The organism is Epibacterium sp. HA2-3 (assembly GCF_055693725.2).
The window spans coordinates 2,230,804-2,245,182 of sequence record NZ_CM172490.1 but is presented as its reverse complement, the minus strand read 5'-3'; the positions used below and the strand labels follow the sequence as shown (position 1 = coordinate 2,245,182).

At 63.0% G+C, this 14,379-nt stretch carries 13 protein-coding genes; 5 read left to right on the top strand and 8 right to left on the bottom strand.

The genetic code is table 11. The features are described from left to right. Nucleotides 1-8: 8 nt before the first annotated feature. The 4 genes from dacB to ACZ1HH_RS10505 form a co-directional block, all read right to left on the bottom strand. Entirely contained in the window at nucleotides 9-1,493 is a 1,485-nt protein-coding gene (dacB, locus tag ACZ1HH_RS10520) for a D-alanyl-D-alanine carboxypeptidase/D-alanyl-D-alanine endopeptidase (RefSeq protein WP_472636609.1), read from the bottom strand. Between the two features lie 97 nt (nucleotides 1,494-1,590). Then, entirely contained in the window at nucleotides 1,591-2,193 is a 603-nt protein-coding gene (locus tag ACZ1HH_RS10515) for a nicotinate-nucleotide adenylyltransferase (RefSeq protein ID WP_011539579.1), read from the bottom strand. Nucleotides 2,194-2,346: 153 nt separating this feature from the next. After that, nucleotides 2,347-2,562, bottom strand: a complete 216-nt coding sequence (locus ACZ1HH_RS10510; protein ID WP_472636608.1) for a hypothetical protein — start codon at nucleotides 2,560-2,562, stop codon at nucleotides 2,347-2,349. Nucleotides 2,563-2,861: 299 nt separating this feature from the next. Then, entirely contained in the window at nucleotides 2,862-3,077 is a 216-nt protein-coding gene (locus tag ACZ1HH_RS10505) for a hypothetical protein (RefSeq protein ID WP_472636607.1), read from the bottom strand. 255 nt (nucleotides 3,078-3,332) lie between these two features. Here ACZ1HH_RS10505 and ettA point away from each other — a divergent pair, with 255 nt between their 5' ends. Then, on the top strand, nucleotides 3,333-5,000 hold the full coding sequence (gene ettA / locus ACZ1HH_RS10500) for an energy-dependent translational throttle protein EttA (RefSeq protein ID WP_011539576.1): 1,668 nt from the start codon (nucleotides 3,333-3,335) through the stop codon (nucleotides 4,998-5,000). Nucleotides 5,001-5,478: 478 nt separating this feature from the next. On the opposite strand, the gene ACZ1HH_RS10495 is transcribed toward ettA, so the two are convergent. Genes ACZ1HH_RS10495 through ACZ1HH_RS10485 form a run of 3 tightly spaced genes read right to left on the bottom strand, consistent with a single transcriptional unit; the run spans nucleotide 5,479 to nucleotide 9,021 of the window. Beyond that, a complete protein-coding gene (locus tag ACZ1HH_RS10495; RefSeq protein ID WP_472636605.1) occupies nucleotides 5,479-6,114 on the bottom strand; it encodes an ATP-binding cassette domain-containing protein in 636 nt (211 codons plus the stop codon). Further along, a complete protein-coding gene (locus ACZ1HH_RS10490; protein WP_472636604.1) occupies nucleotides 6,107-7,804 on the bottom strand; it encodes an ABC transporter permease in 1,698 nt (565 codons plus the stop codon). Before ACZ1HH_RS10490 ends, ACZ1HH_RS10495 begins: the two co-directional genes overlap by 8 nt. 17 nt (nucleotides 7,805-7,821) lie before the next feature. After that, nucleotides 7,822-9,021 (bottom strand): ABC transporter substrate-binding protein, encoded by a 1,200-nt coding sequence (locus tag ACZ1HH_RS10485; protein ID WP_472636603.1) that lies wholly within the window; start codon nucleotides 9,019-9,021, stop codon nucleotides 7,822-7,824. Nucleotides 9,022-9,333: 312 nt separating this feature from the next. On the opposite strand from ACZ1HH_RS10485, the gene nadA reads away from it, so the two are divergent. The 3 genes from nadA to nadC are packed head-to-tail and all read left to right on the top strand — an operon-like array spanning nucleotide 9,334 to nucleotide 12,837. Further along, nucleotides 9,334-10,389: a quinolinate synthase NadA gene (nadA, locus tag ACZ1HH_RS10480; RefSeq protein ID WP_011539571.1), complete on the top strand. Its 1,056-nt coding sequence runs from the start codon at nucleotides 9,334-9,336 to the stop codon at nucleotides 10,387-10,389. A 7-nt stretch (nucleotides 10,390-10,396) separates the two neighbouring features. After that, entirely contained in the window at nucleotides 10,397-11,992 is a 1,596-nt protein-coding gene (locus tag ACZ1HH_RS10475) for an L-aspartate oxidase (RefSeq protein ID WP_487320268.1), read from the top strand. Further along, nucleotides 11,989-12,837 carry a carboxylating nicotinate-nucleotide diphosphorylase gene (nadC, locus tag ACZ1HH_RS10470; protein WP_168610789.1) on the top strand — a complete coding sequence of 283 codons (849 nt, stop codon included), beginning with the start codon at nucleotides 11,989-11,991 and terminating at the stop codon, nucleotides 12,835-12,837. Before ACZ1HH_RS10475 ends, nadC begins: the two co-directional genes overlap by 4 nt. On the opposite strand, the gene ACZ1HH_RS10465 is transcribed toward nadC, so the two are convergent. Next, a complete protein-coding gene (locus ACZ1HH_RS10465) occupies nucleotides 12,834-13,766 on the bottom strand; it encodes a LysR family transcriptional regulator (RefSeq protein WP_011539568.1) in 933 nt (310 codons plus the stop codon). The genes nadC and ACZ1HH_RS10465 overlap by 4 nt on opposite strands. A gap of 128 nt (nucleotides 13,767-13,894) precedes the next feature. Here ACZ1HH_RS10465 and ACZ1HH_RS10460 point away from each other — a divergent pair, with 128 nt between their 5' ends. After that, nucleotides 13,895-14,368, top strand: coding sequence for a nuclear transport factor 2 family protein (locus ACZ1HH_RS10460; RefSeq protein WP_472636602.1), 474 nt, complete (start codon nucleotides 13,895-13,897; stop codon nucleotides 14,366-14,368). The last annotated feature ends 11 nt before the right edge of the window (nucleotides 14,369-14,379 follow it).

Here is a 14,379-nt window from a genome sequence, read left to right as displayed (position 1 = left end):
GCTGGGGGTCAGGAGCCGTAGACCTGTCCCCACCGGTCCAGCAGGTTTTGCTGCAGCTTCTTTGCACGTGTGTTCCAGCTGCGCCCGCCGCGCGGGCGTTCACGTTCGGCGCGGCTGATCTTGGCGCGGGCACGCTGGTCGGCGCTGAAGATTGCAAAGACAAGCTCGCCGCCATCGGGCGTGTTGATAAATCCGCCAAGCCCCGAGACAAAATTGAGCGTGCCGGTTTTGGCCGCGATCTTCACAGGGTGGGTTTTGATCGGGCGGCCCTTGGCGTCGTTGAAATAGTAGGGCTTGAGGAGTGGTTTCAGCGCACCGGTGCGGCGTGACGCAAGCAGCGCGCGCACCATGTCATTGGCGCTGAGACGGGATTCTTCGCCAAGGCCCGAGTGGTCCACCATCTTGCAGTGCTGCATGCCGAGGGCACTGCGCGCCCAGTCGCTCATTCTCTGCCCCGAGGACTTGAGGCTTGAGGGGCGGGCGCCGCGCTGCAGGGAGGCCGTCATGCCGATCATTTCGGCCATCAGGTTGTTGGAGTATTTGAGCATGGCGCGCAGCAGGTCCGGCAGCGGCGCGCTCTGGATCTGGGCGACCACGGTGCCGCCGGGCAGGGTCGCGGTGGTCTTTGGGCTCGGCAAGGCGATCCCGTTGGCACGAGCGAGGGTCTGGAACACATCCCCGGCATAGAGCGCGGGATTGCGCACCGGCAACCACCGCGCGCCCCCATTGCCGAGGGCGCCGCTGGCGACGGTCCAATGATCGATGCCTGCCTTGTTCTCATAGCTGTAGACAGGCAGATCGCGCCGCGCGACGGCCATTTTCGAGGTATAGACGTCGGGGCGGTACTTTTGTGTGCGGGCATCCATCGTGATGGCCCAGTTGTTGCCCGCGCGCTTCCATTCAAAATGAACCCGGTTGAAGTTCAGCGCGATGCCACTCACAGAAGGGCTGTAGCCGATATGATCGGGCTGGTCCGGGTCGATCGACCGGATATAGGGCAGCATATCCTCCCAGATCAGCAGGCGGCCAGTGACGCCCCGCACGCCCGCCGTCTTCATTTGGCCGGCGAGATCGGCAAGCCCATCCGTGTCGAGCGTTGGATCGGCGCCGCCAACCAGCACAAGATCGCCCTGAATGATCCCGTTCTTGAGCGGGCCAGTGGCCATGAGGCGGGTTCGAAACCGGTAGCCAGCCCCAAGCGAGTCGAGCGCGTAAAGCGCCGTGAGAACTTTTGCCACGCTGGCAGGGGGTAAAAGCGCGTCGCCCTCCACACTTTCGAGGACCTGACCGGTGCGCGCGTTGGCGACGACACAGGTGCTCTGCCCTGAGAGCCCCGCGCCACGCAGGATCGCGTCGAGACCATCTGCGCCGGGGGTGTAGGGGCTGAGCCCGCGGGCCTTGGGGCGAGGGGTGTAGCCGGGGGCATTGGCCAGCGCGGGGGCCGCGGTAAGCCCCGCGAGGGCGGTGCTGAGAAAGTGACGACGTGAAATCATATTGAGTATTTTGGAGCAAATTCCCGAACAGAGCGCAAATGCTTTGATGGTTTGCCAGCAAGAAGTTTATGTGACGTGTCGCTTCGACGGCGCAGCTCTAGCCTGTCCACGCTCCGCGCTTGCGAATTTCGGTCGAAGAGGCCTTTGTCATCGGCACGTTCAAGAAGCACCAGGCCGGGGAGGACGCGCGCGCCAGGAGGTGACTTTGCCCGGCGGGAATGCGGTGCTGGCTGTAGATGCGCGCCGCGCGCGAGAGCCGGGCTGAGATCCGGTCGCCGGGGCGGGCGAGGACGCCCACGGGAACGCTTTCCATGATGCCGCGCCAGTTCTTCCAGCGGTGAAAATGTGCAAGGTTGTCCGCCCCCATCAGCCAGACAAACCGGACCTGTGGATAGAGTTTGCGCAGCTCGCGCAGGGTTTGCGCGGTGTATCGGGTGTTGAGCCGCGCCTCGATGTCACTGATGCGCACGCGCGGATGATCCATGATCTCGCGCGCGGCCTTGATACGGCGGGTCATGGAGGCAGGCGGGTTTTCCTTTAGCGGATTGCCGGGTGTCACCAGCCACCAGAGCTGATCAAGGTCGAAGCGTTTGAGCGCGGCGCGCGAGATCTGCACATGGCCTTCGTGTGGCGGATCGAAGGATCCTCCCAGAAGGCCCACGGTCATACCGGGCGCAAGATACGGGTACGCATGTCTCATCCAGGGATTGATGCGCAGATTTGGCAGGGGAAGGCAACGGTTAGCATACGCGCTGGGAGGCTATGCCGTGTGGTGCGTCATGCGCGCGAAACCGAGTAAACCGCATCCTTCAATGCGATCAAGCTGCACGCCACACTGGCTGCTCTTGGGGCATCAGCTGGTCGCAGTCTCTTGTGATGGCGGGGATTGCCAATAGGATGTCCGGCTCCGCAAGAGATGCGTGAGCACCGTGATGCTCAATGTGCTGAGGGCCCCCACGAAAGAGTACAGCAGCAAGCAGATCCAGAAGGACAGATCGAGTGCAAAAAAGCCAATCGCAGCGCACGTCAGTCCGGCGATCATGCCGAGCAGCAGTCCAGCCAATGCCATGATGCACTCTCCTCCGTCTGTCATGTCGTCGCATTTGAAAGAGCGGGCGGTGCGTTTGCCGGCTCTCTCCCGTCCGCGCTGCCAAAGAAACGTGGTTTATTTCAGCAGAGGAGTATTTAGGAAAGGTTAATAAGCGGGCCCTGCGCCCTCCCTGTGCTGACTGGCGTATAGGGGCAGAACATCTGGGACAGCGTTGGGGTGAGGCCGGAACCGGCCGGAGAGTCCCTTCATGAAGGAAAGCGCGCAAAGAAAGGCTCGCAGTGGCCCGATCGCCGCCTTGGGTCTGGTTATAAGAGGGGTCAGGCGTGTGCGACCGCGCGCTCTTCGGAGGGGGTGTCGCTCTGGCGGCGAGACTGCAGGATCACGCCCACAAAGAGGGTCAGGAGGCTTACGAGAAGGCCCGAGCCAACGTAGACCGCGCTGCAGAGCAAAAGGCTTGCCCCGAAAAACACTCCGGCGCTCACGGCGCTGACGCTGCCGCCAATGACCCCGAGTATGAGTGCTGCCACGATCATAATGGTCTCCTGTTGTCTCTTTCTGAGTGACGCAGCCCTGACGTGCGCCGCTCTGGACTGCTTGATCGTAAGATTAAAGATAAATGTGGTAAGAATATGGTCCACCCCACGGCAGCAATTTTTTGCGCTGGTCGGGCTGCGGTCATGTTGCAGGCAGAGGCGGCCCCAAAGCCTGCGCATTGCAGCGATTGCTCCTGCGTCGCGCACGCGCTATCACAGCGGCCAAACTCTTTCCCCTAATGACGGAGCAATCCCATGGCCTCCTACCAATACGTCTACCACATGCAGGGTGTCTCCAAGACCTACCCGGGTGGCAAGAAATGTTTTGAAAACATCCACCTGTCCTTCCTGCCCGGCGTGAAGATCGGTGTTGTCGGCGTCAACGGCGCCGGTAAATCGACCCTGATGAAGATCATGGCCGGTCTCGACAAGGACTTCACCGGCGAGGCCTGGGCGGCCGAGGGCGCCAAGGTCGGCTACCTGCCGCAGGAACCGCAGCTCGACGAGAGCCTGAGCGTGCGCGAAAACGTCATGCTTGGCGTCAAGGAAAAGAAAGACAAGGTCGATCGCTTCAACCAGATCGCGGTTGAGATGGCTGAAAACTACACCGACGAGCTGATGGAAGAGATGACGGCCCTGCAGGACGCCATCGATTCCGAGAACCTCTGGGATCTCGACAGCCAGGTCGACGTCTCCATGGAGGCGCTGCGCTGCCCGCCGGATGATGCCAAGATCGCTGATCTTTCGGGCGGTGAGAAGCGCCGTGTGGCGCTGTGCAAGCTGCTCTTGGAAGCGCCCGACATGCTGCTTTTGGACGAACCGACCAACCACCTGGACGCGGAAACCATCGCCTGGCTGCAGCAGCACCTCATCGACTACAAGGGCACCATCCTCTGCGTCACCCACGACCGCTATTTCCTCGACGACATCACCGGCTGGATCCTGGAACTCGACCGCGGGCGCGGCATTCCTTACGAGGGCAACTATTCGAGCTGGCTGGAGCAAAAGGCCAAACGTCTGGAGCAGGAAGCCCGCGAGGACAAGGCAAAGCAGAAAACGCTGGAGCGCGAACTTGAGTGGATGCGTCAGGGCCAGAAAGCCCGTCAAGCAAAATCCAAGGCCCGTATCGCCGCTTATAACGAGATGGCCAACACCTCCGAGCGGGAAAAGGTCGGGCGCGCCCAGATCGTCATCCCCAACGGCCCGCGTCTCGGCGGCAAGGTGATCGAGGTCGAAAACCTCGGCAAACACTACGGCGACAAGCAGCTGATCGAGGACCTGTCCTTCTCGCTGCCGCCGGGTGGCATTGTTGGTGTGATCGGCCCCAACGGCGCGGGTAAATCGACGCTGTTTAAAATGCTCACCGGTCAGGAGCAGCCCGATCAGGGGTCTGTGACCTATGGCGACACGGTAAAGCTCTCTTACGTTGACCAGTCCCGCGATGACCTCAACGACAACGACACCGTATGGGAAGCGATTTCCGGCGGCGCCGAGATCATCGAGCTGGGCGATGCGCAGGTCAATTCGCGCGCCTATTGTTCCTCGTTCAACTTCAAGGGCGGCGATCAGCAGAAGAAGCTGAACCTTCTCTCCGGGGGGGAGCGCAACCGCGTCCACATGGCGCGCCTTCTGAAAGAGGGCGGCAACGTCTTGCTGCTCGACGAGCCGACCAACGACCTCGACGTGGAAACCCTGCGCGCACTTGAAGACGCGCTGGTCGATTTTGCCGGCTGCGCGGTGGTGATCTCGCACGACCGTTTCTTCCTCGACCGGATCTGTACCCACATCCTCGCCTTTGAAGGCGACGCGCATGTGGAGTGGTTCGAGGGCAACTTCGAAGACTATGAAGAAGACAAGAAACGCCGCTTGGGACCGGACGCACTGGAGCCCAAGCGCCTTAAGCACAAGAAGTTTGTGCGGTAAGTGACTGGTTCCCACTTTTAGGAGCTTTTGGCCTTGGCTCCGTGTTGACTGCTTTCGTACAGAGTTGGTTGTCAGCGCGGAGCAAAGTCAAAGAACGTAGTTTCAAGGAGCGTAAGGAAGCCTACATTGGTCTTCTAGAAGCCTATCATCGTGCAGCTGTGGAAGGGACTGACGAAGCTTCCAAAAACTTTGCATACTGGCAGATGCGCTGCGAGATTGTTGGCCCTCAATCCGTCAGGAAAGCGATAGACGAGATTGTTGCATCGAATGCGGATAGAAAAGGCCGATCACGTGCTCATGAAAAGCTCAAAATATCGATCCGTAGAGATTTGGGTGTCGTTGCAAAATGATAGGGACCCGAGGCCCGTGCCTGACCTTGGGGAGGTGCGAATGCGCCTTCCCGGGGGGAAGGTCAGGCGCGGGCCGTGCGGCTTTGCCTTACGGCCACGGATAGGATCTACTGTTTCGTCTCAGTACCTCAAGGCTTCAACTGAACAATCGGCCCCCCTGCGGCCTCGGCGTCTGCGGCATCATGTGTCACCATCAGCACCGGCAGCGCGCGGTCGCGGGCGAAGGTGAACACCAGATTGCGCATCTGGCTGCGCAGGGTGGCGTCCAGCCGGGAAAACGGCTCGTCCAGCAACAAGAGATCCGGCTCGAAGAGCAGCATGCGCATCAGGGCCACGCGGGCTTTCTGACCGCCCGAGAGCGTCCCCGGGTCGCGGTCGTGAAAGCCCTCAAGGCCGATTTCCGCCAGCGCGTCTTTGATGCGCGCGCGACGGGCGCGGCCTCGGATATGGGGTGCAAGGCCAAAGGCGAGGTTGGCCCCAACGCTCAGGTGCGGAAACAACAAATGGTCTTGGAACAGGATGCCGACACGGCGCGCCTGCGGGGGCAGGGGGCAGAGGTCGCGGCCATTGAGGAAGATCCCGCCCTCAAGGCTGAAATCCGCGCTCATCTGTCCGGTGATGGCTGCTAGCAGGGTGGATTTGCCAACGCCTGAGGGGCCCATCACGCTCAGGATGGTGGCGGGGGGCACGGTGAGGTCGAGTTCCAACAGGGGGCGGTCGCCCCGCAGAATACGCAGGGCACGCAGGCTCAGGCCCTCAGCCATGATGCAGTCCTCTTCGGTTGCGCCAGACGAACAGCGGCAGGGCCAGCGCCAGCACAAAGGGCAGGAGTGCCGCCGCCGTCTGCACCAGCCCGTATAGGCCAATGGCGCGGCGGTCGCCACCGGCGGCGAGGGCGACGGCTTCGGTGGTGAGGGTCTGGATGCGTCCGCCTCCGACCAGAAGCGTCGGCAGATATTGCCCGACCGAGACCGCCATGCCCACGGCCACCGCGGTCAGGATCGGCGCCAGCAGCATCGGCAGTCTGAGTTGCAGAAAAATCCGGTTCCGAGAGGCCCCCATGGCCGCGCCCACGGCGCCAAGCCGCGGATCCCACGCCTTGTAGGGGCCTTCGAGCGACAGGCGCAGGTAGGGCAGCACAAACACAAGATGCGCCAGCACCACCGCCCAAAGCGTGCGGTCGATGCCAAACCCCAGCAAAAGCGTCTGCATGCCCGGCAAAAACGCGGTTTGCGGCACCAGGAGCGGCAAATACAAGAGCCAGAGCCCCTTGCGGGTGAGGCGCAGGTTGCGGCGCTCCTCGGTCTCAAGACAGCCGAGCGTCAGAACGAGCGCTGCAAGCGTGGCCGCACCGGCGATGGCAAAGGTGGTGGCGAGTGTCTCAAGTGCGGCGGGGCTGTTGCGGCTCCAGCTGCGCAGGCTCATTCCGTCGGGCAGGAGGTCGGGAAAGCTCCACCGGGCGGCAAAGGACCAGACCACCAGCCCCAAAAGCCCCGCGAGCACCAGCCCGACAGAGGTTGCGGCTGCGGCCAGCCCAAGCGCGCGCCAGAGGCCATCGCGCGAAAACCGCCACCCGCGATAGATCAGACCCGTGCCAAGCGCGGCGATCCCCCGTTCTGCGCCGCGCCACAGCAGAAGGGCGCCGATCACCAGTGCCAGTTGCACCAACGCACCCGCCGAGGCCAGCGTGCGCAGCGTGAGATCAGGCTCTCCCATCCAGCGCACGATCTGCACCGAGAGGGGCGGCGGCGTATTGGGGCCGAGGATCATGGCCACATCCACCACCGACATGGAATAGGCCAGCACCACATAGATCGGCAGGCGGATGCGCTGATAAAGGGCTGGCCCCACCGCGAAGATCCACGCCGCCACACGCCCGTAGCCAAGCGCCATGGCGACGCGGAGACGGCCTTGGCTGTCGATCTGGCCCAGAGCGGCGAGGCTGATGAGCAGCAGGAAGGGGACTTCCTTGACGACTAGCCCAAGCGTCATCGCAAGGCCCCAGGGGTCCTGCACCAGCAAAACATCAGGCGGGCGCTGCCATCCGGTGAGCCAGGGGCTCAGGGCGCGGGCGATCCAGCCGGAGGGTTGGATCAGGAACAACAGGCCAAAGGCGGCTGCCGCATGTGGAACGGACAGGAGCGGCGACAGCAGCCGCAGCACCGCCTGAAAAGGCCGGGTGCCGGACCAGCCCGCCAGCAACAGAAGTGTAATCAAGAGCGACAGGAGCGTGGCCAGCACACCCGTTACGAGGCTGAGGCGCACCGCTGGCCCAAGGCCGGGCCAGTCCAAGAGTGTCTCAAACGGCTGAAGCGACGGCCCGTAGAGGCCCGCCACCGGCAGATGGCCGAAGGCGGCGCTGATTGTCCCCCACAGCCCCGCCAGAACCGGCCCGATCAGGACCAGGATGGTCAAGACTGGCAAGACCGGAGGCAGGGCAAGGGGGAGGCGCACAGGGAGTGATCTGGGGATCAGTTGCCAACGCCGTAGCGCGCCACCCAGTCCTCGGAGATGCGGGTCATCCAGCTGGGGTGCGGTTCAGGCTGCACAGGGCCGAGTTCCTCGGGGGTGAGTGTGGCGATCCCAAGATCGAGCGTGCGGAAGGCCGCGCGGTCCTGCACCGAGAGCGCATTGAGATCGAGCACGGTGCCATAGCCCAGAACGTCCGGGTCCTGGGCGCGCAGTTGGGCCTCGGGCGACATCAGGAAGTTCGCAACCACCATGGAGGCCGCCTTGGAGCCGGAATTATAGGGGATCGCCACAAAGGACGCATTGCCGATCGTGCCCTTGTCGAGCACGAAGGTGCGCACGCTTTCGGGCAGCTGGTAGTTGGCGATGGCGGTGCTCGCTTCGCCGGGGCTGAAAGAGATCGCGAGATCAATCTCGTCGTCATTCATCAACTGCAGCTGACGCGGGCCAGTGGCGGGATAGGCGCGCCCCTCGCGCCACAACAGCGGCGTCAGCTCTTCGAGAAAGGCCCAGAGCGGGGCAGTGACCTCTTGGTAGTTGTCTTCATTCACGGGCTTGGACAGCGTATCGGCATTGTTGCTCAGGTCAACCAAGGCCTGTTTCAGGAAGGTGGTGCCGAGGAAATCCGGGGGCTGCGGATAGGTGAAGCGACCGGGATGTTCGCGCGCCCAGTCCAATAGCGCCTCCATCGAGCCAAGCCGCTCGGGCAGGTCGGCGGTGTCATGCATAAAGACCACCTGCGCCATCGCCCATGGGGACTCGTAGCCTTCGGTGGGGACGGTGAAATCATGCTGCAGCGTCTTGTTTTCGGTGTCGGCCAGCTGCCAGTTGGGCAGGGCCTCAGCAAAGGGGCCAAACAGCAGATCGGCGTCCTTCATCGCGGCAAAATTCGCTCCGTTGATCCAGATGAGATCCACTGCGCCATCGTCATCCTGGCCCGCGGATTTCTCGGTCAGCACCCGCGTGACCGCATCGGCGGTGCTTTCGAGTTTCACATGGTTGAGGGTGATGTCGTAGTCGTCCTCAAGACGTTCGCCCACCCAGGCGATAAAGTCATTGGTCGCGGTGGAGCCGCCCCAGGCATGCCAATGCACCGTCTGCCCTTTTGCATCTTCCACCACGGCGGGCCAATCCGCCGGATCGGGTGTGGCCCAGGCCGAAAGCGGCGCAAGGGCGAGGGCAAGGGACAAGATGCGTTTCATGGCGATCCTCGTTCAAGGGACAAATCCGGCTGCAGTCGGCGTCGCCTCCGGGGAGCGCCCCTGCAATCCCTCTCTGATTGCGCCATCCGCGGCGCAAGGTCCATGGGCATGACGAAAATGTGACGCTTGGTGTGATCTGAGGGTGTGGCCTGCTTGCACGGATGTGGTCCTGCGGGTATGCACGGGCGCATGCTCGCAAGGAAGATGCGAGGTGTAACCGGGCGCAAGCGCGTGTGTGCAAACCCGTCCGATTTTTTGGTGCCGTTGCGATACGTCTGCGGCCCGCGACCATATGAAGGGGAAAACCCAGCAATGTCGCTAGATATTCCCGTGCTGCGCAGCGAATTGTCTCAGCACTACGATCTCACTCCGAACCCCGAACTCGCAGAAGCCATGTCTGATGTCTATCAGCGCATGTCGCGCGTGGTGTCGCCTGTCGATTGGGTGCTTTATGCGCCCTACGTCAAGGCCATCAATGAGCTCAAGGCCAAGCGCAACGCGGTGATCCTCGGCCACAACTACATGACGCCCGAGATCTTTCACGGCATCTCCGACTTTGTGGGCGACAGCCTGCAGCTCGCGATCAAGGCGACCGAGGTCGAGGCCGATGTGATCGTGCAATGCGGCGTGCATTTCATGGCCGAAACCTCCAAGATCCTGAGCCCCTCCAAAACGGTGCTGATGCCCGACATGGATGCAGGGTGCAGCCTTGCGGAGTCGATCACCGCCGAAGGGGTCGAGGAGATGCGCCGCCGGTATCCCGGCGCGCCGGTTGTGTCTTATGTGAACACCACCGCCGAGGTGAAAGCGGCCTCCGACATTTGCTGTACATCCTCGAACGCGGCGCAGATCGTCGGCGCGATGGAAAGCGACACGGTCATCATGACGCCGGATCAGTATCTGGCGCAGAACGTGGCCCGCGATGTGCCGCACAAGAACGTGGTCTGGTGGGAAGGCTCCTGCATCGTGCATGAGCAATACACCGCCAAGGATCTGCGCGATTTCCGCGAATGGAACCCCGGCACCCGGCTGATCGCACACCCCGAATGTCCGCCGGATGTGGTGGCAGAGGCCGATTTCTCCGGTTCCACCAGCGGCATCCTCAAATACGTGACGGATGAGAAGCCGGAAAAGGCGCTCCTGATCACCGAGTGTTCGATGGCCTCGAACATTGCCGACGCATTGCCCGAAGTCGAATTTGTCGGCCCCTGCAACATGTGCCCCTACATGAAAAAGATCACGCTGGAAAAAGTCCTCTGGTCGCTGCACTCCATGGAGGGTCAAGTCGAGGTCGAGCCCGAAATGGCCGCCAAAGCGCGTCACGCGGTGCAGGCGATGATCGACCTGTCGCGCAAGCTGGGCATCTAAGCGCAGCATGGAAAGCTCTCAGGACATCCAAAGCAACCGCATCGTCATCATCGGTGCGGGGCTGGGGGCGCTTTATGCGGCGTTGACGCTTGCGCCGCGCCCGGTGGTGATGATTTCCCCGGATCCCTTGGGGCAGGGGGCCAGTTCAGCCTGGGCGCAGGGTGGTGTTGCGGCAGCAATGGACGTGAGCGACAGCCCTGCGGCGCATGCGCGCGACACCGAACGCGCTGGGGCGGGCACAGTGGACGCGCAAGTGGCGGATCTGGTCACGCGCGAGGCGCGCGAGCATATCCTTGATCTCACCACGTTAGGCGCGCCTTTTGATCGTACTGCCGACGGCAGCTATGTGATGTCGCGCGAAGCGGCGCACAGCTATGCCCGCGTGGTGCGCGTGAAGGGCGATCAGGCCGGCGCGGAGATCATGCGCGCCCTCATCGAACGGGTCCGGGAAACGCCCTCGATCCAGGTGATCGAAGGGGCGATGGCCGAAGGGCTGGAGCTTTCGGATGGCGCGGTGACAGGGGTGCGACTGGCCTCCTCCGCACCCTCTGGATCGGCACCGCTGGTCCTGCGCGGTGAGGCCGTGTTGATGGCCGGGGGCGGCAGCGCCGGGCTTTATGCGATCACCACCAACCCGCCCCGCATCCGGGGGCAGGCGCTGGGCATGGCCGCTCGTGCCGGAGCCGAGATCGCCGATGCGGAGTTCATGCAGTTCCACCCCACGGCGATGGATGTCGGCGAAGATCCGGCACCGCTCGCCACAGAGGCCCTGCGCGGTGAGGGCGCGATCCTGGTGAACGCCGATGGTGCGCGCTTCATGCTCAAGGCACATCCCGACGCAGAACTAGCGCCACGCGATGTGGTGGCACGGGCGATCTTTGCGCAGTCCACCGCAGGAAAACGCCCGCTTCTGGACACGCGGGCCGCTTTGGGTGAGGCCATCACAACCATGTTTCCGGCCGTCAGCGCGGCCTGCGCGCGCAATGGCATCGACCCCACCCAAGAGCCAATCCCGGTGGCGGCTGCCGCGCATTATCACATGGGCGGCATTGCCACCGATCTCGACGGAAAGAGCTCGCTTCCGGGGCTCTGGGCCTGCGGTGAATGTGCCTCCACCGGGCTGCATGGCGCCAATCGTCTTGCCTCCAACGGGCTTCTGGAGGCGCTGGTTTATGCACGCCGCGCCGCCCAGGACATCGCACGCACGCTGGGTCCCCTCAAAGAGGCCACGCCTGTGCGCCTTGAATTTGCGCCGGGGGGGGCAACTGCCGATCCAGCCCATGTCGCGGCCCTGCGCCGCGCAATGGCACAGAATGTGGGCGTGGTGCGCGATGCAGCCGGGCTGCGCGCGGCCCTCAGCGAGATTGCGGCCCTCGCAGCAACGCAGCCCGACTGCGAAAGCTTTCAAAACATCTGTAGCGCCGCTACCATGATCGCCGCCGCCGCCTTGTTGCGCGAGGAAAGCCGTGGCGCGCATGAGCGGTCCGATTTTCCCGAAACCCTGCCTGCGCTTGCGCATCGCTCCCGCCTCACGTGGGAGGCAGCCAAAGCGCTCCGTGACAGCCTGTGTGATGCCAGTGCATCCGACCCGGAGACCCCATGAGCTTTGCCACTTTGCCCGACCTGATCCTTGAACCCTTGGTCAAATCCGCCCTGATGGAAGACCTCGGCTCTTATGGCGATGTGACCACCCGTGCGGTGATCCCCGATGATGTCACCTATTCCGCCCGCCTGCGCGCCCGCGAAGAGGCGGTGGTCTCTGGCATGCAGGTGGCCGCGCTGGCATTTCGACTGGTGGATGCGACTCTTGAGGTGAAGACCCGCGTTGCAGATGGCGCTGTGTGTCAGCCCGGCGATGTGCTGATGGAGATCGAGGGCAAGGCGGCGTCGATCCTGATGGGGGAGCGGGTTGCGCTCAACTTTGCGGGGCGTTTGACGGGGATCGCAACGCTCACGGCGGCCATGGTCTCTGAAACGCGTGGCACACAGGCACGTATCACCTGCACCCGCAAGACCACGCCGGGGCTGCGGATGGTCGAAAAGCTGGCGGTATTGCATGGCGGTGGCTTCAATCACCGCTACTCGCTTTCGGATGCCATCCTCATCAAGGACAACCACATCGCTGCAGCGGGTGGTATTCGCGCGGTGCTGGACGCCACCAAGGCGCATGCCAGCCACATGATGGCGGTGGAAATCGAAGTGGACACGCTCGATCAGTTGCGTGAGGTGCTGGAGGTCGGCGGTGCCTCCGTTGTGCTCTTGGACAATATGACGCCTGCTGAGCTGCGTGAGGCGGTCGAGATCAATGCCGGACGTCTGGCGCTCGAGGCCAGCGGCAACGTCAAACGCGACACAGTGGCGGAAATTGCAGCCACGGGGGTGGATTACATCTCCTCGGGGGCGCTCACGCATTCGGCGCGCACCGTCGATCTGGGGCTTGATTTCTAAGCGCTCAGCCCACAGCCCTTGCTGGATGACAAGGCCTGAAGCACCGGGTCCGCGCGCAGCCGGTCGCGGGCGAAATCGATAAAGCTGCGCACCTTGGCTGGGGCGCGCCGTCCTTCGGTGTGAACCAGATGAATCGGCATGCTTTCTGGCTCATAGTCTTCGAGCAGACAGGTCAGGTGCCCCTCCGCGACATCGCGTCCGGCCTGATACGAGAGCATCCGGCACAGCCCCCAGCCTTCGCGCGCCGCGTCACGCCCGGCTGCAACGGTGCTCACACAGAGTTGCGGCGCGATGCGCACGGCGATCTCTTGTTGGGCGCCGAACCGCCATTCGGTCGCAGAAGAGATCACATTGACAGCCACGATGCGATGCGCGCTCAGATCCGCCGGAGTTTCTGGTGTGCCGTACCGCTCCAGATAGGCGGGGGCCGCGCAGAGCACCCGGCGCACCGCTCCGACCTTTACCGCCGAGAGCGTCGAGGAGGGCAGATGGCCGATGCGCAGGGCCACGTCGAAGCCTTCTTCGACGATGTTCACCACCCGGTCCAACAGGACCAATTCTGCGCGCATGTCGGGATAATGATCGAGATAGTCCAGCAGGATCGGCAGGATGTAGATGCGACCGAATTCATTGGGGCAGGTGAGACGTAACAGACCCACCGGCGCGCTGGCCGCGCCGCGCGCCGTATCGTCTGCCGCCTGCAATGAGGTCAGGATATGGCGCACGTCCTCAAGGTAGCGCTGCCCCACGTCCGTCAGATGCAGCCGCCGGGTGGTACGTGTAAAGAGCCGCGCGCCTAGCTGTGTCTCAAGCCCGTTGATCGCCCGCGTGGCCGATGGCGCGCTCAGCCCCATCCGGCGCGCGCCCGCGGCAAAGCCCTCTTCTTCGGCGACGGCGACAAACACCTGCATGCTTTGAATGCGGTCCATGCATGGGCTCCGATTGCTATCAAAACGTGAAATTATCTCTTTCTGACATGCCGTATTATTTTGCGCAACGGGGTGATTTATCTCTCTCGACAGCGGCGAACACCCGCGCCGCCACATCGGAGATAGAGATGACATCCACAGCCCGCCCGCCGCTGCCGCCCTTCACCCGAGAGAGCGCCATCGAAAAAGTCCGTCTGGCCGAAGATGGCTGGAACAGCCGCGACGCGGCCAAGGTCAGCTTGGCCTATACGCCTGACAGCCGCTGGCGCAACCGGGCAGAGTTTCCCGTTGGGCGCACCGAAATCGAAGCCTTCCTGACCCGCAAATGGGCGCGCGAGCTGGAATATCGGCTCATCAAGGAGCTCTGGGCCTTTGACGGCAATCGCATCGCTGTGCGCTACGCCTATGAATATCGCGACGACAGCGGCCACTGGTTCCGCGCCTATGGCAATGAAAACTGGCAGTTTGATGAGAACGGCCTGATGGAAGAGCGCCACGCCTCCATCAATGAGCACCCCATTTCTGAGGCGGATCGCAAGTTCCACTGGCCGCTTGGGCGTCGTCCTGACGACCATCCGGGCCTCAGCGACCTTGGCCTCTGAGCCACGACTTT

Bases quoted from the DNA above. Each gene is read 5' to 3' on its own strand.
- ACZ1HH_RS10460 (WP_472636602.1), top strand. From the start codon at position 13,895: ATGACATCCACAGCCCGCCCGCCGCTGCCGCCCTTCACCCGAGAGAGC.
- ettA (WP_011539576.1), top strand. From the start codon at position 3,333: ATGGCCTCCTACCAATACGTCTACCACATGCAGGGTGTCTCCAAGACC.
- ACZ1HH_RS10505 (WP_472636607.1), bottom strand. From the start codon at position 3,077: ATGATCGTGGCAGCACTCATACTCGGGGTCATTGGCGGCAGCGTCAGC.
- ACZ1HH_RS10475 (WP_487320268.1), top strand. From the start codon at position 10,397: ATGGAAAGCTCTCAGGACATCCAAAGCAACCGCATCGTCATCATCGGT.
- ACZ1HH_RS10510 (WP_472636608.1), bottom strand. From the start codon at position 2,562: ATGGCATTGGCTGGACTGCTGCTCGGCATGATCGCCGGACTGACGTGC.
- ACZ1HH_RS10515 (WP_011539579.1), bottom strand. From the start codon at position 2,193: ATGAGACATGCGTACCCGTATCTTGCGCCCGGTATGACCGTGGGCCTT.
- ACZ1HH_RS10465 (WP_011539568.1), bottom strand. From the start codon at position 13,766: ATGGACCGCATTCAAAGCATGCAGGTGTTTGTCGCCGTCGCCGAAGAA.
- dacB (WP_472636609.1), bottom strand. From the start codon at position 1,493: ATGATTTCACGTCGTCACTTTCTCAGCACCGCCCTCGCGGGGCTTACC.
- ACZ1HH_RS10495 (WP_472636605.1), bottom strand. From the start codon at position 6,114: ATGGCTGAGGGCCTGAGCCTGCGTGCCCTGCGTATTCTGCGGGGCGAC.
- nadC (WP_168610789.1), top strand. From the start codon at position 11,989: ATGAGCTTTGCCACTTTGCCCGACCTGATCCTTGAACCCTTGGTCAAA.
- nadA (WP_011539571.1), top strand. From the start codon at position 9,334: ATGTCGCTAGATATTCCCGTGCTGCGCAGCGAATTGTCTCAGCACTAC.
- ACZ1HH_RS10485 (WP_472636603.1), bottom strand. From the start codon at position 9,021: ATGAAACGCATCTTGTCCCTTGCCCTCGCCCTTGCGCCGCTTTCGGCC.